General features: G+C 41.3%; 20 protein-coding genes. 3 read left to right on the top strand and 17 right to left on the bottom strand.

All coding sequences use genetic code 11. The features are described 5' to 3' along the window. Positions 1-229: 229 nt before the first annotated feature. Positions 230-1,639, bottom strand: a complete 1,410-nt coding sequence (locus V6E90_RS10010; RefSeq protein WP_332605245.1) for an FAD-binding oxidoreductase — start codon at positions 1,637-1,639, stop codon at positions 230-232. Positions 1,640-1,986: 347 nt separating this feature from the next. Between V6E90_RS10010 and serA the strand changes: the two genes are divergently transcribed. From serA to V6E90_RS09995, 3 genes are all read left to right on the top strand, one after another. Continuing rightward, on the top strand, positions 1,987-3,219 hold the full coding sequence (serA, locus tag V6E90_RS10005; protein WP_005185444.1) for a phosphoglycerate dehydrogenase: 1,233 nt from the start codon (positions 1,987-1,989) through the stop codon (positions 3,217-3,219). A 104-nt stretch (positions 3,220-3,323) separates the two neighbouring features. Continuing rightward, positions 3,324-4,205 (top strand): EamA family transporter, encoded by an 882-nt coding sequence (locus tag V6E90_RS10000; RefSeq protein ID WP_332605244.1) that lies wholly within the window; start codon positions 3,324-3,326, stop codon positions 4,203-4,205. Positions 4,206-4,258: 53 nt separating this feature from the next. Continuing rightward, entirely contained in the window at positions 4,259-5,116 is an 858-nt protein-coding gene (locus V6E90_RS09995; protein ID WP_016542759.1) for an EamA family transporter, read from the top strand. A gap of 14 nt (positions 5,117-5,130) precedes the next feature. Here V6E90_RS09995 and V6E90_RS09990 read toward each other — a convergent pair whose 3' ends face one another. The 16 genes from V6E90_RS09990 to V6E90_RS09915 form a co-directional block, all read right to left on the bottom strand. Next, positions 5,131-5,898, bottom strand: coding sequence for a sulfite exporter TauE/SafE family protein (locus V6E90_RS09990; protein ID WP_065343235.1), 768 nt, complete (start codon positions 5,896-5,898; stop codon positions 5,131-5,133). 11 nt (positions 5,899-5,909) lie between these two features. Then, positions 5,910-6,803 carry a tRNA pseudouridine(55) synthase TruB gene (truB, locus tag V6E90_RS09985; RefSeq protein WP_023271219.1) on the bottom strand — a complete coding sequence of 298 codons (894 nt, stop codon included), beginning with the start codon at positions 6,801-6,803 and terminating at the stop codon, positions 5,910-5,912. Positions 6,804-6,940: 137 nt separating this feature from the next. Beyond that, positions 6,941-7,312 carry a 50S ribosomal protein L19 gene (gene rplS / locus V6E90_RS09980; RefSeq protein ID WP_004657502.1) on the bottom strand — a complete coding sequence of 124 codons (372 nt, stop codon included), beginning with the start codon at positions 7,310-7,312 and terminating at the stop codon, positions 6,941-6,943. Between the two features lie 192 nt (positions 7,313-7,504). After that, positions 7,505-8,245 carry a tRNA (guanosine(37)-N1)-methyltransferase TrmD gene (gene trmD, locus V6E90_RS09975; protein WP_332605243.1) on the bottom strand — a complete coding sequence of 247 codons (741 nt, stop codon included), beginning with the start codon at positions 8,243-8,245 and terminating at the stop codon, positions 7,505-7,507. 45 nt (positions 8,246-8,290) lie between these two features. After that, positions 8,291-8,839, bottom strand: coding sequence for a ribosome maturation factor RimM (rimM, locus tag V6E90_RS09970; protein ID WP_005275908.1), 549 nt, complete (start codon positions 8,837-8,839; stop codon positions 8,291-8,293). Positions 8,840-8,855: 16 nt separating this feature from the next. Then, the gene (gene rpsP, locus V6E90_RS09965) at positions 8,856-9,113 is read right to left on the bottom strand and encodes a 30S ribosomal protein S16 (protein ID WP_004657497.1); all 258 of its coding nucleotides are present in this window, start codon (positions 9,111-9,113) and stop codon (positions 8,856-8,858) included. 459 nt (positions 9,114-9,572) lie between these two features. Continuing rightward, complete coding sequence (locus tag V6E90_RS09960) at positions 9,573-14,012, bottom strand: PilC/PilY family type IV pilus protein (RefSeq protein WP_332605242.1); 4,440 nt, start codon at positions 14,010-14,012, stop codon at positions 9,573-9,575. A 13-nt stretch (positions 14,013-14,025) separates the two neighbouring features. Next, on the bottom strand, positions 14,026-14,748 hold the full coding sequence (locus tag V6E90_RS09955) for a PilX N-terminal domain-containing pilus assembly protein (protein ID WP_278493100.1): 723 nt from the start codon (positions 14,746-14,748) through the stop codon (positions 14,026-14,028). Then, positions 14,745-15,827 (bottom strand): PilW family protein, encoded by a 1,083-nt coding sequence (locus V6E90_RS09950; RefSeq protein ID WP_016542753.1) that lies wholly within the window; start codon positions 15,825-15,827, stop codon positions 14,745-14,747. The genes V6E90_RS09955 and V6E90_RS09950 overlap by 4 nt, the downstream gene beginning before the upstream one ends. Then, positions 15,827-16,291, bottom strand: coding sequence for a type IV pilus modification protein PilV (pilV, locus tag V6E90_RS09945; protein WP_016542752.1), 465 nt, complete (start codon positions 16,289-16,291; stop codon positions 15,827-15,829). The genes V6E90_RS09950 and pilV overlap by 1 nt, the downstream gene beginning before the upstream one ends. After that, the gene (locus tag V6E90_RS09940; protein ID WP_016660121.1) at positions 16,288-16,818 is read right to left on the bottom strand and encodes a pilus assembly FimT family protein; all 531 of its coding nucleotides are present in this window, start codon (positions 16,816-16,818) and stop codon (positions 16,288-16,290) included. The genes pilV and V6E90_RS09940 overlap by 4 nt, the downstream gene beginning before the upstream one ends. 289 nt (positions 16,819-17,107) lie before the next feature. Further along, complete coding sequence (locus tag V6E90_RS09935; RefSeq protein ID WP_016542750.1) at positions 17,108-17,548, bottom strand: type IV pilin protein; 441 nt, start codon at positions 17,546-17,548, stop codon at positions 17,108-17,110. Beyond that, entirely contained in the window at positions 17,535-18,062 is a 528-nt protein-coding gene (locus V6E90_RS09930; protein ID WP_332605241.1) for a prepilin-type N-terminal cleavage/methylation domain-containing protein, read from the bottom strand. Before V6E90_RS09930 ends, V6E90_RS09935 begins: the two co-directional genes overlap by 14 nt. 14 nt (positions 18,063-18,076) lie before the next feature. Continuing rightward, a complete protein-coding gene (locus V6E90_RS09925; protein WP_016542748.1) occupies positions 18,077-22,030 on the bottom strand; it encodes a PilC/PilY family type IV pilus protein in 3,954 nt (1,317 codons plus the stop codon). Positions 22,031-22,044: 14 nt separating this feature from the next. Next, on the bottom strand, positions 22,045-22,830 hold the full coding sequence (locus tag V6E90_RS09920; RefSeq protein ID WP_016542747.1) for a pilus assembly PilX family protein: 786 nt from the start codon (positions 22,828-22,830) through the stop codon (positions 22,045-22,047). Then, entirely contained in the window at positions 22,830-23,798 is a 969-nt protein-coding gene (locus V6E90_RS09915) for a PilW family protein (protein WP_016542746.1), read from the bottom strand. Before V6E90_RS09915 ends, V6E90_RS09920 begins: the two co-directional genes overlap by 1 nt.

Below are 23,798 nucleotides of genomic sequence, written 5' to 3'. Positions count from 1 at the left end.
AATTGAATAATGAATACTAAATACATTATTTCTTTTTATTTATTCAATAAAAATCATATATAACACTTATAATTGGCATTTAATGTCAACAAATAATGAAAATGAAGTTTATATATTTACATTTTGTATTATAAGAAGAAACGTACAACATTAATTTTTTATTTACGGAAAATAAAAAAGCGTATCTTTCGATACGCTTTTAACAGAACTTCTTTTATCTCATCAAGCATTAAAGATCAAATAATTTGCCTGGGTTCATAATCCCATTCGGGTCAAACGCCAATTTCAATGCTTTCATATATTCAATTTCTTCAGGCGAACGTGAATATTCCAAATATGGCTTCTTAGTCATACCGACACCATGCTCGGCAGAGATCGAACCATCATATTTTTTCACGGTCTCAAATACGTATTTATTCACCACCTGACACTTGGCAAAGAACTCATCTTTGGTCAGGTTTGCAGGTTTTAAAATATTTAAGTGCAAGTTACCGTCACCAATATGACCAAACCAGCAGATTTCAAAGTCAGGATAATTATCTTGAACAATGGCATCAATCTCACGGATAAATGCAGGTACATGGGTAATTAATACTGAAATGTCGTTTTTATATGGAATAAACGGCGCGATTGATTCAGAAATATCTTCGCGTAAACGCCATAAGCTTTCCACTTGATCAAGGCTCTGGCTCATCACACCATCAAGCACCCAACCTTGTTCCATACAATGCTCAAAAATCTGCATTGCCTTGTCGACAATCGGCTCATACGGTGCTTCAAACTCAAGCAATACATAGAATGGGCATTGCGTTTCGAATGGGCGTTGTACATGACCACGATCAAGTACTTTTTGCATCGCAAGCTCACCAAAGAACTCAAATGCAGTTAAGTCGATATCTTTCTGGAACGCATGCAGTACAGGCATTACCGCATCAAAATCAGGCACCCCTAGAACCAAAACTTGTAGGTTCTGTGGCTGACGCTCAAGTTTAATTTCAGCTTCGGTCACGAGACCCAATGTCCCTTCACCACCAATAAACAAATGCTGTAACGAATAACCCGTCGCATTCTTAATCATGCCTTTGTTTAAACGCAGTACGTCACCTTTGCCCGTCACCACCGTCAGACCAAGCACCCAATTACGAGTCATGCCATACTTGATCACTTTAATACCACCCGCATTGGTGCCGATGTTACCGCCAATCTGGCTTGAACCTGCTGAAGCAAAATCCACTGGATAATACATGCCCTGTTGTTCGGCATAATTCTGTAATTGCTCAGTCACCACACCTGCTTGAACACGGACCATACGATCTGCGGGGAAGAACTCAAGAATCTGGTTCATCTTGTCAAAGCTAATTACGATCTCACCATTGGCAGCCACTGCACCTGCTGAAAGGCCAGTACGGCCACCTGATGGGGTAATTGCGACATTAAATTGATTGGCAAGTTTGACAATGGCCTGAACTTGTTCAGTGCTTGAAGGGAAAACGATGACTGATGGGTTCGGATCAAAATGTTTAGTGTGATCTCGTCCCCAATTTTCCAAACTGTCGGCATCGGTTTTAATTCGGTTTTCACCCACAATTGCCGTTAATTGGGTCAATAACTCAGGTGTTAAAGCGACTGAAGCATTCATCGTTTACAGGCCTAGCAAGAAGTAAAGATAGAGCATTTGAATAACAACATAATATTTTTCAATATCTTAAAATGCAGTATTCAACATATAGAAACTCGGCAGAACAGCGCAAACCTGATGTTTTCAGATTTGACTATCAGATCTCTGCATTTTACATAGAAGCAGGCACGGGATAAAGCTTAGGATAAAGATACTGTAATAACAAAATGTGTATAACCAATAAAATTCAGCTTCAACTGAAAAATTATCAATAATTCTGCTGTGGGAATTTTAAACCAAATATTTATATCTCAAAGCTCTATGCTATAGTACTGCAACTAAATTTTGGCCTTTGTAGCGGAGCCGTAATGAGCCAACATCTATCACTACCTAAAGACAAAATCCGTTTCCTTCTGTTAGAAGGTGTGCATCAAAATGCCATCGATACCTTAAATGCAGCGGGTTATACCAACATCGACTACCACAAAACTGCGCTTGAAGGCGACGCTTTGAAAGAAGCGGTTAAAGACGCGCACTTCATCGGTATTCGTTCCCGTACACAATTGACTGAAGAAATCTTTGCAGCTGCGAACAAACTGATCGCAGTCGGTTGCTTCTGTATTGGTACCAACCAAGTCGATTTAAAAGCGGCGATGTCTCGTGGTATCCCTGTATTCAACGCACCGTATTCAAATACACGTTCGGTTGCAGAATTGGTTCTTGCTGAAACCATTTTGTTGCTTCGTCGTGTACCTGAAAAATCGAAAGATACACATGCGGGCGGTTGGAATAAAGCTGCGGTGGGTTCATTTGAAACTCGTGGTAAGACTCTAGGTATCGTCGGTTACGGCTCGATTGGTTCACAACTTTCTGTATTAGCAGAAAGCTTAGGTATGAAAGTCATCTATTTTGATGCTGTGACTAAATTACCATTGGGTAATGCACGTCAAGTGGGCTCTTTAGATGAACTTTTAGAAACGGCAGATGTGGTAACGCTACACGTTCCAGATGTTCCGTCTACGCGTAACTTCTTCAAAAAAGAACAATTCGCGAAAATGAAAAAAGGCTCAATCTTCTTGAACGCAGCACGTGGTACCTGTGTGGTGATCGAAGATTTAGCAGATGCAATCAAATCAGGTCACATCGCGGGTGCTGCGGTTGACGTATTCCCGAAAGAACCAAAAGCCAATGGTGAAGAGTTCCTATCTCCACTTCGCGGTTTAGACAACGTGATTTTAACCCCACACGTGGGTGGTTCGACCATGGAAGCGCAAGCAAACATCGGTTTAGAAGTAGCTGAAAAATTCGTTGCTTACTCAGACAAAGGGATGACCCTTTCTGCGGTGAACTTCCCAGAAATCGCATTACCACTTTCTGATGGTCAACACCGTTTGCTTCACATCCACAAAAACGTGCCGGGTGTGTTATCGAAGATCAACACATTGTTCGCTGAACAAGGCATCAACATTTCTGGTCAGTCATTAATGACCAAAGGTGATATCGGTTACTTGGTGATGGATGTTGACGCATCTGCATCTCAAGAAGCGCTTGATACCTTGAACCATGTTGAAGGTACGATCCGCGTTCGCGTATTGTTCTAAGCAATATTTAGAATAATGTCGAAAAAGCCACAGTTGATGCTGTGGCTTTTTTATGGGCATTTGAATTATTATGTGAATATTATACTGAATGTTAAAAAAATAAGATGTCTAGCCCTGTACTGAAAACACCACTGCATGCTTTATTGCTGTTAATGATTGCCATGTTGTGTGTACAAGGTAGTGGTTCTTTGGCCAAAATTCTGTTTCAAAGCTTTCCTGTATTGACCGTCTCCGCCATGCGCCTATTTTTTGGTGCCATCATTCTGGCGGTGATTTTTAAAATCTGGACCATCAACTTCAAAGTGGTACGCTGGAAAGCCATTGTGACCTATGGGGTTGCGCTTGCAGGGATGAATGCGCTGTTCTATTTATCACTAGAACGCTTACCGCTAGGCCTTGCCGTTGCCTTTGAATTTATTGGTCCCTTAAGTGTGGCACTGTATCATGCTCGACAAAAATACGACTTTATTTGGGTCGGCTGTGCCATTTTAGGCTTAATCTTGCTGTTTCCTTTGCAACAGGCACAACAAGGTCTCGACATGGTCGGTGTATTTTTTGCGGTCAGTGCGGGTGCATGTTGGGCGTTGTATATTATTGCAGGGCAAAAGCCTTCGGGCATTTCTGGCAATCATACTGTTTGCTTAGGCATGTCAATTGGTATGCTCTGCCTACTGCCTTTCGCCCTCTTTTCAGGGGCGATTGATCGAGTCTTTGAACTGCCTAATTTATATTATTTTATCGGGCTTGCGATTTTAGCCAGTGCTCTACCTTTTACCCTAGAAATGATTGCGCTACGCAGTTTAACTCCGCTCAGTTTCGGGACCTTGATGAGTTTGGAACCTGCGGTGGCTGCCCTCTCAGGTTTTATCTTCCTCGGTGAAATGTTGCTTTGGAATCAATGGCTCGCATTGGGCACGATTATTATTGCCTCAATTGGCTGTACCTTTACCACGCAACAAGCGCGACAGCAAAAAGAGGCCAAATAAAAGATGTTCTCTCAAAATCAGAAAAGTGCTCTCGCTTATCGTGGAGATCTTAGATGAAAAATCTCCAATTGGTTGCTGTGCTGTACATGGTATTGTCCATGCTGTCCTATCAGATCAGTGCATCCTTTGCCAAGCAATTGATTGCCACACTTGATCCTTTGACCGTGACGATTTTAAGGCTCTGTTTTGCCACTATTCTAGTCGCAATCATGTTCCGCTCATGGAAAATCATTGCCAAATTGAAAGAGCTGAAATGGCGCGACTTACTCTGTTATAGCGCAGCCTTGGGTTGTATGAATATTCTGTTCTATACCTCTTTAGGCAAGTTACCTCAAGGCATTGCAGTAGGTTTAGAGTTTATTGGCCCATTGGGTTTGGCCCTGCTCTCGATTAAACAGCGCAGTGATTATATTTGGGTGGCCTTTGCGATTTTAGGCATTGCTTTGATGGTACCGTGGCACGATGCTCAAGCACAGCATTTTTCCTATATCGGTGCGGCATGTGCGCTGGGCGCAGGATTCTTCTGGGCCTTGTATATTTATTATGGACATCGTGTAGTACAGCAAAATATTGGCATGCATGCGCTAACTATTGCTATTGGTTTATCCGCACTGACCCTCCTGCCCTTCGGGCTATGGAATAATGCGCCTGTACTGCTAGACACTCAATATTGGGGCAAAGCACTGGTGATTGCCCTAATGGCAACTGCGATTCCTTATGCTCTGGATTTAATGGCACTCAAACGTCTGACCAAGCTCAGCTATGGCACACTTTCCAGCCTTGCACCGGCATTAGCGGCATTAGCAGGTTTGGTGCTGCTCCATGAGCGCATTAGCTTAATTCAATGGGTGGCTTTGGCCTGTATTATGGTGGCTTCGATTGGCGTTACCTTACGCGGTGGAAAAGCTTAGTGAGATCTAAGCCTCTATCCCGTAATAATTTGATAGCCCAAACGACAGATCAAAATACTCACCAGGATCAAGAATAAAATACGGATAAAGCCACTGCCATATTTTAAAGCCAAACGCACACCCAATAATGAACCCGCAATATTGGCAACGGCCATCATCAAGCCTAATGCAAATAGCACATGACCAGTTGGAATAAAGAAACTGAGTGCTGCCAAATTGGTCATGAAATTGCCAATCTTTGACAATGCCGAAGCATGTAAAAAATCGACTTGCAAAAAGCGAATAAAAAAGAAAATAAAGAAACTGCCGGTACCTGGGCCAAAAATACCATCATAAAAACCAATCGCTAAGCTACCCATCGCAGCCAGTAGCAGTAACTTTGGCGTGATTTTTTGATCGACATGGACTTGCCCAAACTGCTTTTTAGCGAAGGTATAAATCGCAATCACAATCAGCATAATCAAGACAATCGGTCTTAAGATATGCGTCGGCACCAATGACACACAGGCCGCCCCAATAAAAGAGCTAATAAAGGCAAATAATGCAATCACACCGAGTAATGGCCATTGCAATTTGACCCGACGCACAAATGAAAATGCAGCCGAACCTGTACCACAAATCGAGGCTAATTTATTGGTCCCAAATAGGGTCGCAGGGGCTGTTTGTGGTAATGCCCCCATCAAGGCTGGAATCTGAATCAAACCACCACCACCGACAGCGGCGTCAATGGTTCCCGCACAAAACGCAAAGAACACTAGTGTCAGAATCAGTTCCCATTCCATTGACTATACCCTTATAGATTTAACAAGCGTTTTGGTACCAGACGTTTTTTATCGGTGATTTCAGCCAAACCTAGGCAACGTTCACCATCAAAAACCAAGACTTCTGCTGCGGCTTCATGCTCAATATTACTTTCCTGACCGTTACCAAAGTACTTTTCCCGTCCTTCTGGCAATTGCACACGAGGAAAATGCTCAACAGGTGCATAGACAGGAAGTAATAATGCATCACGTTGTTCTTGAGTCAGGCTTTCGAGATATTCAATGGTATAACTTGGATTAATCTCAAAATGTCCTGTTTGGGTACGATGCAATTTAGTTAAATGCCCACCACAGCCCAAAGCCTCGCCAATATCTTCACCTAATACACGGATATAAGTGCCTTTTGAACAGGTCACATCCAATGTCAGACTATCTTCAGTAAAGCCAAGCAAGCTCAAGTTATAAATGGTCACTGGACGTGCTTCACGCTCAATTTCAATGCCCTTACGTGCCAATTCATAGAGTGGACGACCTTCGCGTTTTAACGCTGAATACATCGGCGGTACTTGCTGAATATCACCACGGAATTGTTCAAGTATTTGTTCAATTCGTTCTTGCGTCAATGCGGGCACTTCTCGTTGTTGCAGAATTTCACCTTCAACATCACCGGTTGCTGTGGTTTGCCCTAATTTGACCGTAGTTTGATAACGTTTGCTTGAATCCAATAAATAATGTGAAAACTTAGTCGCTTCACCTAAGCAAATCGGTAGTAGACCAGTCGCTAATGGATCGAGCGCTCCAGTATGTCCTGCTTTTTGAGCATTGAACAGACGGCGCACTTTTTGTAATGCAGAATTAGAACTTAAACCCAAAGGTTTATTTAATAGGAAAACACCGCTCAAATGACGATAAGAACTTTTTTTCATAAAAGAAAAATCAAAGCATAAAGACCTATTTTAGCAAAACTAGGTCGAAGATTTAAAAAAGGAATGGCTTTTAAGCACACGCAGACATAAAAAAATGCGCCGAGGGCGCATTTTTCTGCTTTACAACAAAGTTAAAATTAACCTTGTTTACGAGCTGGTAACTTTTCACGAATACGTGCAGCTTTACCAGACAACTCGCGTAGGTAGTAAAGTTTAGCACGACGAACGTCACCACGACGTTTCACTTCGATCTTAGCAACGATTGGAGAGTGAGTTTGGAAAACACGCTCAACACCAACACCGCTAGAGATTTTACGAACTGTGAAAGCAGAGTTTAAACCACGGTTTTTCTTCGCGATTACAACACCTTCAAATGCTTGAAGACGCTCACGGTCACCCTCTTTTACTTTAACTTGAACGATAACTGTATCGCCCGGTGCAAAAGCAGGGATGTCTGATTTTAACTGTGCATTTTCAACAGCTTGAACTAAAGGATGTTTACCACTCATGTGGAATCTCCAATATGTGCGGGAGAGAAGAGGTCTCTAACACCGCTGGGAATAGAGGCTAAAGCGCATATCTCCCGTTTAACTTTCCCCTTAAGACCAACGTCTTAAAGAGCCTATTTTTAACTTAAACATTGTTTAAGTAGAACTCGAAGCAAAGCTTCTCGTTGGGTGCGAAGATCAACTGATATCAGTTTAACCTTTCGAATTTTTTAACCATTTAATTTGCTGCTTACTCAACTCTACTTTTTCCACCAATTCTGGTCGACGCTCTAAAGTTCGTTGATAACGCTGCAAAAAACGCCATTTTTCAATATTGGCATGATGTCCTGATTTAAGTACCTCAGGCACATCCAACCCTTCAAAATGGTCAGGCTTGGTATATTGTGGACAATCCAGCAGACCGTCCACAAAAGAATCTTGGATCGCAGATTGCTCGTCAGACATGACATTGGGCAATCGACGAATAATACTGTCAAGCAACACCATCGCTGGCAGTTCACCACCCGATAAGACGTAATCTCCAATTGACCATTCTTGATCAACATAATGCTGGATTAAACGTTCATCGACCCCTTCATAACGCCCACACAATACAATCAAACCATCATAATCAACGAATTGCTGTACTGCCTGTTCATTCAAAGTCTTGCCTTGTGGTGACATATACACCACCGGGGCATGAACACAGCCTGCTTGTGTTGCAAGTTGTTTGGCATGGTTAATTGCTTTTGCCAATGGCTCGGCCATCATCACCATACCAGGGCCACCACCGAAAGGACGTTCATCCACTCGTTTGTAGTTGCCTTCAGCAAAATCTCGTGGGTTAATGCAAGTCACTTGCACGATGTCACGCTTTGCTGCACGCCCGCTAATCCCGTGCGCTGTAATCGCTGTAAACATTTCAGGAAACAATGTGATGACTGCAAAAAACACCGCAGACTCCTCTATTTTCCTGCTGCGCTACACTCCTCGAAAGGATTAGTAGTCTACGCCCCAATTGACGTAAATACGACCAGCTTCAAGATCAACGCGTTGTACCACATCTTTATGCCAAGGAATCATTCGCTCTTCAGCATCAATACTGTCAGGGGTCGCTTTCACAACCATGACATCATTAGCACCTGTTTCAAACAGTTCGTAGATTTGACCGAGATTGACTTCTTGTTCATCCTCTCCAAGACCTAACACGGTTAAGCCTTTAAGATCAGACCAGTAGTACTCGTCTACATCTGCTTTAGGAAGCTGAGATTTGGCAATCCAGATATTCGCGCCAACTAAGTTTTCTGCACCAGTACGATCATTCACGTCCTTTAGTGCAACAACCAAGCCTTTGCCATGTGGTTTCCAACGTTTTACATCTATAGTTTGCCAACCTGCCTTGGTTTCAATGTACCAAGGAAGGTAGTCAAACATATTGCTCATGGGTTCAGTATTTGAATACACCCAGAGCCACCCATTCAATCCATAAGCTGAACGTAACTGTCCAATCTGAATACGATCTTCTGGCACATTCTGTGTCGATGTCATGGGCTACCTACTACACTTAAGCAGTAGTTGCAGCTTTCTTAGCTTGAGCAGCTAAAGAAGCAACGCGATCTGAAGGTTGAGCACCTTGAGCAACCCAGTGAGCAAAACGGTCAGCGTCTAAACGAATTTTTTCAGCTTTACCTTGTGCAGTTGGGTTAAAGAAACCAATACGCTCGATGAAACGACCATCACGTGCATTGCGGCTATCAGTTACAATGATTTGATAGAATGGACGTTTTTTTGCACCACCGCGCGCTAAACGAATAACAACCATGAGAACAACCTTATAATTTTTACGGATTATCCCTGCCACCGACCATCGGCAACACTTCAAACCCCTTTCATAGAGGGCGATATTCTACGTTATATTTACCCTGAAAGAAAGATTAAATTTCAGCTTATCCACAGCTCTGAATTTAATTTATAAAATCAACGACCTTACCCGTCTTCGCTAGTATTGCCGCAAATTGATGCAATAATATTAGCGGCAGTTTTGATCAGCACCACTGATTAATAAAGAAGCTACGAGAACAAACTCATCATGATTTCAGCGAAAAGGATGCCATAAACAGATGACCTGTTTAGGTCACGTTCAACATAAAGTAACCCTTATTAAAATACCGACTTGGTTTTCCAATCACTCTACTGTTTTGTTTACTTAGCGCGGGATCGCAGCTTAGATCTGTGCGCCCCCCACAACAATGACCGCTTAATCAACCTAGATATCGCGTTTTTATTCACTGTCTTCGTACCATTTAAGCGGTACCAGATGTCGACGCATTTGATTGGCCGACATTACACCATTTCCGATTTTGTCTTTAGCACTTGTATTTAACAGTTGACGTACCAGTCCATTATCCTTTGTCGCAACACCAGACCCCACCATACTGTCGACAATCCCATGACCTGCACCAAAGCTCATGATGGTATTTTCATTAATTTTTTGCTCACAAACACCAAATGGCAAACAATAACGTTGAACCGTTGTCAGCCCTTTGGCTTGGACACTACAGCCCTTACCCAAGGTATCATTTGGATTATAAACACTGGCGTATAAACTTTTGTTCATTACCACCATTTCACCAAGGACTTTACTTCCTTGACTATCTTGAATTAGCCCTTCTTTACCATCCTTAACCTCAAGCCCAGCAACGTTAACCGCCAAAGTTGACCAACCAGATGACATAGAGGCTTTGACCTCTGCCAGCGTTTTCCCTTTAATCTGATCTGCTTTGGCCATATTTTTCAGATCAGACAGCACAATTTTAGCGGTATTATTTTGATTTATCGTAAAATTAGGCTTAACGACATCTTGGTCAAATAAATTATAAATCCGACTTGAAGACGTTCTATCACTCCACGGCAAGCTACGATTCCCTGATGCAATACTCACGACGGCTATAGGTTGCTCATAGCCATATACACTAAAACTAGGAGCTTCATAGAAACGATCCGCTGTATTTGAAAATAATAGGCTATACCCGCCCATATTCACTTGATTGGAAGTCTCTTTTTTTCCTAAATTTGCATCAAAATCAATACGCCAAACTTGCCCACCTAAATCACCGAAATACAAATGATCCGTCAGGCTATCACCATCACGATCTGCAACGGCAATACGACTCACGACACTATATTTCATATTATCAATTTTCAAACCATTTTGAGCTGGTACTGCTTTGGCGCTTGCCCACCACAACAAATCACCATTGTCAGCATCAAACATATAGACACCAGCACCTTTGGCAAAGCTTGGACTATAATCCGTTTTTTCATAGCCCATATCATAACCACCACCGACAAGCATGACGCGTTTACGAAGACCATTCCATTTGACATAAGTAATGGTCGGTTTTGACCAACTTTGCCCCATATAACTCAAAGGTGAGGTATTATCTGCATTGTCAGGATCAATATGAAATTTGAGTTTAGGCGCATCTAAATCGACTAAATCCAAAGCATAGTAACTCCGCCCGCCCATTCTTAAACCGCCATATGCGATCTGCTGACCTTTCGCAATGATCTGACCATTACTTTTAATCGTTCCAACGGTTGCAATAACGTTGCGGCTAGTACTTCCACTACTTCCTGGCTCTATTCCATATGCATATTCACTGTATACGGTCCATGCACCATCTACACCATATGGCATCTGCTCTCTCACCCCTTTACGCGTATGCATAAATGCCTCACGCTGCAAGCCTTTATAATATATTCGGGTCGGGTCTTTTGAATCTTCCAGCATCTCATTTGGAACAAAAGCAAATTTTTCCTGACCTGTTTTTGCATCCACAACATGTAAAACACCTTGTGTGGTTCCAAACAACACATAATCACTTCTTTTTTGAATGCTCTGATCTGCATTGAGGGTTGCTTCTTGGGTGAGCTTCACTGGAATCGAATGTAAATTCATTCCTATTTGCCAGTTCTTAAAGTTGATCTCGGTTAGATCTGCTGCAGTTGCATTCTGTGCAATTTGATAGCCTAAAAGGTTCATCAAATAATAACCTTTAGGATCTTTCAGGCTATTATTCAGTACACAGCGTTTTGCATTACTACTATCTAGATAATGATTATCAATGCTTTGTAGCTGGTCTGTCGCGATAAACTGATAACTATCACCTGCTTTTTGACAGCCGCGATTAATATACAGTTTGCGAGCTTTGCCCCGCAAAAAACCTAGAACCCCTCCTTTATGCCAGTCCTTAACATCATAAGACGGTGCATTGCTATCCCATGCATCCTTTAACTTATTGATTGCATTATCTGATTCAACATAATATTTTTTAAAATTACCAAACCAACTCGCTTTATATGTGGGTTCAAATAGACTTGTATACACACTATTTTCCATACGATACGGCGTCAGTGGATCCGCCGGTAAAGCTTGTAAACCAATTGGATCTCCATCCACTACGCCTAGATTGTCATGGAAGTTTTTAATACTTGCTGAAATATTGGCACTATTTGCAGAGTTATACCAACCACCACCACCGACTACCCCCCAACGCGCCATATTTTTAATGTCTTCTGGACTTGGCGGGAACAAACTATTCAGTAAGCTTTTTACCCCATTTCCAAGAGGACCTATTGCCAAAGTATCCAATAAACTTTTTACCGTTTTAGGAACAAACCCTGTCAATAGTTGATCTTCTGACACCGTCGTATTGTTAATCAGATCTAGACCACTGGTATCCTGCTCATTCATACGTCCATTAATTTGGCTGGGTAATTGTAAAAATGAACGATCCATTCCAATCACGGCCGTTGTAATTGGGTTACTGGACAATTTCCGAATATCTCTTGCATACGCTCCTATACATTGCCACGTAGCAAAGTCACTATCTCCTTTTTGTGTTTTTTTCAGTTCCGTAGAATTACATCTAAAATCCCATTCACGCATATCCCCATTTTTATAAGTAATCGAAATCGCTTGTTTTTGATCTAAAGAGCGCCCCATCATACGTTCAATTGCTTTTTCAACTCCACCAATCTTGGTTTGGCTATTGGGTTGCAATAATGCATCGGTAATCGTTGGTGAAATATTTGGAACTCCTCCCGCAATAACGATTAGACCATTGGCATCACACTCAGGACTTTCAGAAGGTGTTTTATAAAATTTATTATTTTGAGTTAAAACATTGGCTGTATTCTGATGTTTCAAACTGTTGCTAAAACCACTATATTCTGCATCCTGCTCAGCAACGAATCCGTAATAGAGGTCCTTCTCACCAATTTCAGCGAGGCTACCAACAATATTACCGACCGCTCCTAACAATCCTCCATCACCTAATAAGTTGCCGACCAGATCGCCCTCCACTTTGACCAGCTGCTTGATCTCTTCAGTGTCCCAATTCCAGTTCCAGCCTCCCCCAAACAATTTAAACTCTCTTTTTTGCCATTTGTTTGTTAAACAGTTTCCCTTAGCATCCCAGTCTTGACATCGATACTGTTGCTCTCCAATTTTAATCCCCAAGAGACTCAACGTAGTCGTTCGCATATACAACTGTCGAGCACCTGTTCCTTTGGTGGTCGTCCCTAATAGATAAGCTCCAGTTTCCGCATAACTGCTTGCCAACGGGCTATTGCCCCCCAATCCAAGAACACTTAATAACTTATTTAATTCACTATTGGTTTTCTCAAACTCTAATAATGAGCTCGCTGCGCCAAGCGGATTCGCCAAGATATTTAATACTTTACTTAAAACATCACTCAGTACAGCCCCAATCAGTTTCGGAATATTCTGAGCCAATAAATTTCCTACACTAAACTCACCTTGGGAAGCCATCTTCGGACTCGAAATATAATCGATCAAATGTTCACGATGCGTTTTTTCTGTTCCGTTTACGATATATTTTGTGCTTAACAGTTTTGGCTCACTGACAATCGCACCGGCCCGATCATTTTGAGTATGATCATCAGGAGAAACGGACAATCCGACAGCTGTGCTATCAGGAATACGCTCTATTCCCAACGCATCATTTCCTTTAAGGACATCAAGCAACGCCATACGAACGCGAGAACTCTTATCATAACAACGATAAAGACCAACCGCAGACTTGCCTGTCACGGGTTTTAATAAATCTAGGTTCATTTGTAAGTCACAGGTCTGCTCGATATATTCTTTTGCAGATAAACCTGTTGCACCTAACAGTGGCTTTAAAAGCCCATCTAAAGTGTCAACCACCAAATCTGTGGTTACGACCGTACAATATTGCCGAGGAAATGGATACTGATCCGACAGCTGCTCTGTGGTCACTTTTAACAACGGGTCTAAACTACCACCAAGTGCTTGTTGTAAAACATTCTTATCTACTGCACCCAAAATATTAGTGACAATATTACTGACATCAGTCTCTCCAGCAACTTTAATCCCTAAGTCCAAACCACCTTTACCAAGAACATTGGTAACGCCGCCTCCAACACACAAGGGATAATCTTTCACTAAATCTAATAAACCGGCCCCTCCCATGCTACGAGACTGATCGACCATCAACATAATCCGTTTTTTATTGCCATCAGCAGGTTGATACACTTCTATGTCACTTGCAGAAGCAACCGAAGTCAACACTAAGGAGCTAGACAATACCGAACAACATGCCAACAAGCTTTTTATTTTAAGTTCTTTGCTAGACTGATTTTTTATTCGGCTTTTCATTTTATTATTATTCATGACAATTTTTCCTTTATGAAGCTGAAGGTTCAAAGTCAGACAAGAAGCGGTATTCCGCGACCTGAGTGTTATATAAAACTTTATTCTTTTTTAAACATGAAATAAGACCTTGTTGCCCCACTGGTGGTTTAATACTGAGGTTGAGACATCCCTTCGTGCTATCAAATAAATCATCCGTATTGGCAAGTCCTTTCATGACAGAAGTTACATAGACTTGTAATCTTAGACTTTGTTCAGTTTTAGCACTCACAACATCAGTACCGCGAGCCATATCTGAAAAAGGCTGAGCATCCGTATCTGCTCGTTTAATATGTACCTGTGTGATCACGGCTTTACGACCAGCAGTATCATTCTTATCATCGGTACATGGCCCACCACCTGTTGCCATTTTTTGACGAAATGCAGTCGTGTTTTGCCAATATAGCCAACTGGTATTGGATAAATGAAAGGGCTGATCACCTCTAAAGCACAAAATCAGTTCTTTATCGTAATTATCTGCATTTCTAAAAAAACTGACGATTCCACTCGCTGCTGTAATATCAGTGCTGTTTTCTGGATTCTGCAATGCCAGCAAAGCAGCATCAGAGCTTTGTAGTAATAATGTTTGAATCTGATTATTGGTGACTAACTTTAAAGAACTTACACTTTGCCGAATAGCCAATGTTCCAATCACGGTAATAATCAGAAGCAGCATTAATACAACGACCAATGTTGAACCTTGTTGATGTTTGCTCATGATTCAACTCCCTCATTAATCCATCCCATGGCATTCCGCAATGAAATCGTTTGTTCAACAACTTGACGCAAATGAGTATTTTGATATTGGGTATCGAGCTTAATTTTTTCCTTTCCAAACATGGTAAAATCCGCCTTATTCTTCTCTACAACAAGGTCGGGTAAACCTGTACTACTTTCGGACTGTACCAGTACACCGATTTGAATTGCATGGACATGCGGAAGAATGGGCTGGACGACACCATCTATATTTTTTTGGTATTTCTTTTCCGTTTGATCTAAGTTGACGTAATCTTTTATATCGCTATAAACCAATGTGCTATTCACATTATTTAAATCGCCATCCATATACCCAATACGCACTTTAAAATAGTCAACATTCGGCAAAATAACCTGACTTGCTTCCCAAGCTAGAGCAAGCTTATTTGTCCCCGTTATTTTATCCAATTGAGCTTGGGTATACTGAGCAGCTTGGCAGCGCAACGACTGTCGCGAATCGGTTGAAGTCGAAGCCACAAAATAGCGTTGAATCACAAAGGTATTTTTTTCAACATCCTGACCTGAGCAATCAACGGTTGCTTGGGGTACTTGATAACGAATAATCAGCTGATTATTTTTCTTACCAACGACATTGGCTGTACCCAAATCCGCAAGTTGATTACTCTCAAAACATGCAGGGTTACAATTTAAATTAATTTTTTCGCCAATATTATCTGGCGTCATAATAATTCCGGCATAACCAATTTTATTATTTAATGCAGGCACGGGTGCACTCAGGTTGGCCTTACGGATATCGTTAATAATAAAGTTCAGCCCGAGACTTGCATTATCCTGTATATCCGCCATCGCTTTTTGTAGCTTATAGCTGGTGAGACCCGCAATAAACAACTGAGTTGCTGCGGCAACGATCAACAACCCCAGGGCCAAAGAAATAATCAACTCAATCAATGTAAAGCCAGCACTATGATTCACATGTGGCCGAGTATGAAGGCGCTGCTCAGCTTCGGTAATATGAAACTTCATCAACGCATCATCATGGCTTTCTGAAAACTGAGAATTGATCTGAAGGTCTGTATTCATTAATACGCCTCCAAAAATAAACAATGGGAGTTTGGAACATAAGTGCCATTTTCAATGCACTGTGTTAAATCCGTTTTCCCATCCTTGACCAATAGCGTTGTATTCCAAGCGACATAAATACATTGGCGGCTCTTCCCTGATGGACACTGATCGACAACCAAATTCATCCCATAGTCTTTTGCCTGACTTTGAATCTCGAGAACATCCTGCTTTGCAATTTTGGCGACGCTGTGCTCACTCACAACTAAAGGCTGATAATATCTCTTTAATGTCGCCTCTGGATTTGCCCGCATTCGTTCCGCCAAATCACGAGCAATGGTCAGTGCTAGAACTTGCTGCCGAGCTTCGGCACTTGCATCTATTGCTTTGAGCTGGAGGCCAATAAAACCCAAAATACCAATAGCCAATAACACAAGCGCCACAAGCACCTCAACTAAACCCACACCGTGTTGTATATTTTTCATGTGCAAGCCCCTTTTTTTATTATTGTGTCCCCAACAATGCCGACTTGAATGCAATACACAAAGCCATCTTTAGATAACTCAAAGTTCTTCGATGTTTTCACTCCGCCATTTTGATTAAATAACAAGCTTGTCGCTGACGTATTCACTACGCTTACACCATGCGCTAAATGCACCCAGAAAATCCGATCTGCATCAGTCTCTGGAATGGAGAGCGCTGCCGAACAGCTTTGTTTCGATAAAGAGTCTAAACAAAGACCTGTCGTATCACGTAGCAATACCGCTTGGCTTCTTGCTTCAGAGACTTTGATTTTTATGGTATTTGAGACTGATTCTATTTTTTTTTGCGTATACAATGCGGTAAAAGAAGGAGCTGCTAAGGTTGCAACAATAGCCAATACAGCAACCGTAACAATTAACTCTATCATCGTAAATCCACGGTGTGGATCAGTGAAAGGTGATCTCGTCTTAATAAATCCTTCACCCAAAAAATGGGAAGAATGAAATTTTAAACAATGGCCTCTTTTCATTTAGACCTCCTCACTACATATCTTATTGTTTTCGTTTTTTTGATTAACATTATTATGTTTAATTATCACTTTTTGCCAAAAGTGATTAAAAATCTATTGTTCACAGACAAATGGTAGAGAATGTCAGATAACCGAAACTGTTTCAGACTTTTGATAATATTTTTTTACATTTAGTGATCAACATCACAATAAATATTAAATTATAAATGTGTTGTTTTAGTCGCATAAAAAAAGCAAAGATCAGGATCTTTGCTTTTAAATAAATCAGAAGATTGCAGTGCTCTTAAGATTAACTCCATTTATTCTTACTAAAGTCACATGCCGTTTGGCCTTTCTCCCAATACCGCTGTCCTAAATGATTTAAACAAATAATACCATCCTGTTTTTGCCGGCCAGCAGAATCAGGTGTCGCAATAAGCGTCCATTCACCAGCCGTTACATTTGCAAGCTCTAGGCTATACAATTTCGTACCCGTCTGCGGAATAGCACCATTATGATTAAAATCAGCCAAGGTCACAGCCGCATTATTTTTCAGCAAATTGGAATTTAGTGCTTTATAGCGTTGCAACTTACTGGCTACATCCAACATTTCACTTTGTGCCGCTGTACGGTTTGTTTTGAGTATATAATCATTGTATCCAGGATAGGCGATGGCTGCTAATATCCCAATAATGACCACAACAATCATTACCTCAACCAGGGTAAAGCCCACATGATTACCAATCTTCACCTTGACCTCCACATGGGGTTGTTCCCGATAAGTTACTCGCTGTTAAGTCATCCTTAGCCAATTTCATTTTGGTTTTACATTTCATCCCATTGCTCATCATCAAAAAGCTATAGTTACCTGTTTGCAGAGGGTTGCAAGATGGGCAACTTCCTGGATGATTAATTTCAGAATTAGCTTCTGCCAATATAACCCAACCCACACCCATCGCAGCGGGATCATTTAATGCCTTGGATGGATCTATCACATCACGTACATAGACATTATAGGTAATATCCGCTCCCGTTTTACCTTCAGGTAACACTGAACCAGCAACTGTAAAATTTGCATAGCTAAAATTACGGCTTCTGTGCTTTTCCAACAGTGTCGCTAAACGTTGTATCTCTTGCTCCGCTTGTGAAGCTGTTCCTCGACGTACAAAATCTTTATAGCTGGGTATAACGATTGCAGCCAAAATCGCAACAATAATGACCACAACCATGACTTCTATCAGAGTAAAACCTAGATTCTTTTTCATCTTGTCTTATCCCATCATCGCTCATACCAACGTTGAGATACAAATTGAGTTTTTCCTGCATATTTTTTAATATTGCCATTACTAGGCAAATTCAAAACCATATTCCTAGTCTGGTTGATCCCACCAAAACTAATACCAATATTGCCTTTACCCAAGAAAATATCATCGGGACGCTCTGCGACAACAGCACCAGAGCTTCCTACTTTCGTACACTGCCCATATGGTAGGCAAAATTGTGAAACTTTACTTTCACCTCTTACGCCACCTGCGCAATCAACACCTACGATATCTTTGGCAGCATCAAAGACACTCACATAAAGATCATTATCAATTGCGACATGGTCATTTAAAATACGTTTTTTTGCCCCAACCGAATAATACCATCCGCCATTGGCTATGGTCGTTTCAGTATTACCGTTAACATTATTAACCAGATTTCGACCTGTTGCTCCATTCACCTTTACATCATAGGTATATAGCTCATTATTGAGTAAAATCGGTAAGTTACGACGTGTCACATCTTTATCATAGATCACATAGACAGCATCTTTATCATTATTTTTTGCTGACATTGGATAGCTAAAATTACCTGAACCAATCGTGATCGCAGCAAAAAGACCATTGTTTGAGTTATGAATTGTAAATGTTGGAGTGCTATAAAAACGTGGTGCATCGGTTCCAGACATATCTAAAAGGCGGACTGCACGTGTGGCAAAGTTATCACCACCTGTCTTCCCTGCATTGGTTGAACTACTTAAATCAATACGCCAGACTTGCCCACCCAAATCACCAAAATATAAATGATCAGCAATACCGTCACTATTACGATCTACTGTCTTAATACTACTGACAACACTGCGATTCAGATCTTTATTGTATGTTTTATTTGTTGAGTTCGATCCAGCGTTTGCACTGGCCCACCAAAGTAAATCACCATTATCTGCATCAAACATATAAACGCCAGCACCTTGATCTGTACCGCTTGGTGAATAATTGATATCTGCTTCATATCTAGGATCATAGCCACCTCCCACAAACATCACCAGTTTACGTTGCCCCTGCCAATTTACCCATGCAATCGTTGGTTTCGACCAACTTTGTCCCATACACCCCAAGGCATTGCTTGTGCTACAGCTCCCAGTTGGGTTAATACGGAATTTCAGTTTTGGGGTACCGCCAGTTGAAGTGACATCTGAAAGGTCTAGAGCATAGTAACTTTTACCTCCCATCCTTAAGCCACCATACACCCATTGTTTCCCACCTTTTACAGTCACAACAGGTGCCTTTGGTGTAGAACTAGATTTGGTTACATACTCTGTATAAGCCGTCCATTGACCATCTATACCATATTGTAAATTTGCAGCTTGATTATCTTGTGACAAGAATCCTTTGGCCTGATTTTCAATCATTTCATTTGGAACAAAAGTAAAGACCTCTTTACCACCATTACCATCGGTAGCATCTTTTCCTGCTGTGACTACATGTAAAACACCCTGAGTTGTTCCAAACAAGACCAAGTCATCTCTGTTGGTATAGGTCAGCACATCCTTTTCAAAGGCAGTCGTACCTTCTTGAGTCAACAATATAGGTCGAGAATGCATGACCGCACCCATTAACCAATCTCGTTTAGGTTGTTGCTGAATCACTTGCTCTAGTTCTGACTGGAATGTTGCTTCTTTCGGATATAGATCAAGGTTATAAGCTAAATCTTTTGCAATTGGATAGCCAAATAATGAAAGTAGATATCCTCTTTTTGGATCTTGTTTATACAATTTCTGGCTGGAAGAAATGAAGTCTGCTCGTCCTACTTGAATCAGATTACCAGAGTTAATACTGATGATATCGTTTTGACTATTATCAGTTGCATTTTGTCGTAGTGCTCGATCGGTAAAAATTCGTCTTTCATTGGGTGTTTGGGCGGTGTTATAGCCTAACAACATCCGACTTAATGCCCCACCCACCTTGACTTCAAGACTTTGTTTAACTCCATTTTCTTCTTTTTCAATCCATTTCTTGACTGACGTATCTGCCCAATAATCATTGATATCGTCTTTTAATAAGCCATTGCTATTGGCAACCGCACTAGAATCGCGATCATACAGCACCCCTTCAGCCACTTTAAATTTTTTCAAGTTTCCGAGCCAGGTAACAACACCTGTATTACCAATCGCATTGGGTTTTGGGTCAAACTGAGGGAAATACCCCCACGGTTGAATATTCTGTGTATCCAGTGCATCGACAGGAATAGTAACGGAACCCGTTGTAACAGGCGGAATATACTTGCCTAATTTGTGAATGAAGGCATTGACACTGTCAACAACGGCTTTATCGTTTGAACCCGAATAATAGCCACCACCACCAAGATCACCCCAAGCTTTTGCGGCGGCGACATCATTGGCGTATTTACCTGTGGATTCACCCAATGTACTACCAAAACCAACAACCGCGGTTAAAATACTCACCCCTTGCGGATTGTTCACAGGGCTACCACTATCATTTAACTTTCCATCTTTTAACCTTTTGGTTAAACCTGCTATACATTGCCAGTTTGTCTTTGCGATTTTGTTGCTATACCAACCTCTGTCACAAGATGTACCAGCCTGATTCCAACCACTACAATCATTATAAAAATTATTGGATAACATTCCTGATGTTGGATTTAAATCCGTTGCTGAACATGTATAGCTCGTATCATCTAATGCAGATTGCATAACATTTTCAGCAGAAATACGATTACTATATTCTGGTACACCATCGGTCAGAAAATAAATCCCCTGGGTATTACATTGTTTGGAGCGATCAATTTGCGCTGGTTTGTTATACTGATCATTATCCCGAATATTACCGACGACGGACTCTGTAAAACCACTTCCCGATAACCCCTTCGTTGTCCGGCCCAACAAATAAGCTGCAACCTCAGCATACGCAAATGCAGTAGGGGTACCATCATTAGCACTAAGATTATTGACTTCTCGCAACATTTTTTTACGATGAGTTTCGTAAGCTGCTCCGGTATAAGTCGTTGTTTTTGAAAATGATGCAGTAGATTCCTGCCTCACAGTTTCAGTAGTCGTAATGCTTTGTTGATTTTGTTTTTGTGTATCTTCATTTCTCGTGCATCTGTTCCAAAAATCCGTTTGCGTGCATTTCTCATTACTTGTTGACGGTAACAAGACTGCTGGAGAGGGCGTTGAAACACGGTCAATATCGGTTATGTTATTAAAACTAAGGTTCGTTATTTGCGAAACAGGTATCGTTCCAGCAAAATCTTCAGCTTGTTTTGTTGTAGCTACCCAACCATTGGCCTTGCAAGTATAGTTAGCATTCCAATCAACGCATTCCTGCGCAATAGGGCTTCCCGCCGTTTCATTTCCTATTAAGCTCCAGTTAGACTCAAACCAACTAGACCAACTTCCATTCGAACTTTGGTTTGACCAATTAGGGTTACTCCAACTTGACCAATTCCCACATCCCAAAAAACTACATGAGCGCGTCTGAACTCTTATCCTCTCTTGCCATGTTAGATCGGTTTTTGTACGCGACCGTGTTCTTTGTGCCAGCTGCGTCACCTGCTGAACTGTTCTAAACACCTCACGATTTCCAGCCAGTTGTACAGGCTCACCCAATGGTTTTGCCTCTAGCTTGATACGCCCTGTACTGGCATTAAATGTAGATAAGCCAACGATCAGCTTATCCTCAAGTGGTGCTATACCTTTACTACTATCTCCTTGTAATAAAGTCGTCATCCCATCCTTTAAGCTTTTTAAACGATTTTCGCCATAGCTATTCGAATTTGGATTCATACTTCCAGATACATCCAGCATAAACATAAGCGTGGTTTCTGAAGTCTGTGGTGCCTTATATAACTCGACATCGCTGGCCTGTGTGCTAACTGCCACACTCGTCACCATGGTTATCGCAGCAGCCTGGCAAGCAACAACCAATTTTTTTAGTTTCATCATTTTCATTGCCTTATCCCCATTTAACTGCTTTTTGTGGCATAACTAACCACGGCATAGTCCATCACTTGCTGACTATATGGCACACCGAGCTGATCAAAACAGTCGGTTACAGATTCTGTTCCATCATTCTGTGTCGATTTTTCATTGGTATAATTACTAAAACATTTGTTGACATCACTCTTCAGTGAACTCCAACTATTACTGCCTGTCGTTGCATTTGGAATAATCGTTGTCACCACGATACGCACAGGCTGTACACCATCAAGCTGTACCGTTGTCGTATCGGTACCTGTTGGGAAAAATTTAAACGGAACATCACTGTTAATACTACTTTTTTTCACAGCAATCTGCGAAATCATAATATCTCGACTACTACTAAAATCATTTGAGTCATACTTACAAAAGCCAGCTGTTCCAATTTCATTGTTTTTAATATTTTTTTTCCCATCACTATCCGTCGCCCATGACACAATACTGGCATTCTGCAAACTAAACATTTCTTTTTGAGTCTTAGGTCGATAACAGAACACCAATTCTTTATTTAAAAAACTATCTGATTTAACCATTCCCAACATCCCCAAAGAACTTAAATTTCTTTGCAGAATTTCTTTAGTTTTACTGTCTTGTTCAAGGGCAAAAAAGACGGCATCAGCGGTTTGTTGCATCAGGTTTCTGGCCTGACTATTGGTTGCAATGTTCAAGCCTAGAATACTTTGCTTTACAGCAAAAGTTCCAATGACTGTGACGATCAGTAAAACAAACAGTACCGTAATCAGTGTCGCGCCCTGTTGATTCATCTTATGCATTACAGGCTCTCCATTAATCCATAACCATTGCGCAACGCAACTGTTTGACTGACCACCTCTCGCACATATTTTTGCTTGGTTGCATTGGTCGTTAATTCAACTTTTTTATCCAATACTTGAAACGCTGTAGGTACGGTTTGATTTGCTGGAATTGCCTCTACTCCTCGCATGAGTATGCCTATTTGAATCGACATAATACGCCCTCGAGCTTGGCCATCCTTAACCAACTTGCCATTCCCCATATAATCGCTAATTGGCATATATTTATATTCATCCCGAACATTATCTTTAATGCCCAATAACACATGAAAATAATCAACACGGCGAATAATGACCTGTCCCTGACCACCGAAATCTGAAATTTTTGTCGGTAAACTTGCAGTAGGAACCATGGTTTTATAACGTCCAGCATCACAGGCAAGTGCCAGGTCATCGCCATCTTTTCTTAAAAAGTAGCGTTGAACAATAAAGACCCCTTCATTAATCTCTGCTTGACTAATGCCATTACCTTCACAATCCATTGCACCCGCAATAACCGCCTTGTATTGAATGACCAACTGGTCACTTTTCTCACTTTTTACATTACTTTCACCTAAGGCACTGGCTGTAAGCAGTTCAACTTTAGTGGTGTCATTGTCATTCAGATTGAACGGGAGATTTGCTGATTGTGTCTTCTGCTCTTCTTCAGTCAAAGCTTCGTAGCTTTTAAGCCCCGTCAACACCACACCACTATATAAGTTACGATCATTTAAAATAGCGAGGTTGGCATCTAAATTGGCAATACGAATATCTTTCGTAATATAGTTCAAGCCAAAATTCCCATTGTCTTGGAGTTCAGCTAATGTTTTCTGTAAGTTATAATTAATCGTACCCGCAAGAAAAGTCTGAAAGCCTGCTGCAACAATTATGAGCCCTAAGACCAATGCCACCATCAGCTCAATCAGCGTCATACCTTTTTGCTTTTTCAT

The organism is Acinetobacter sp. ESBL14 (genome assembly GCF_036668815.1).
GTDB classification, from domain to species: domain Bacteria; phylum Pseudomonadota; class Gammaproteobacteria; order Pseudomonadales; family Moraxellaceae; genus Acinetobacter; species Acinetobacter gyllenbergii.
This window is presented reverse-complemented; position numbering and strand designations above follow the sequence as displayed.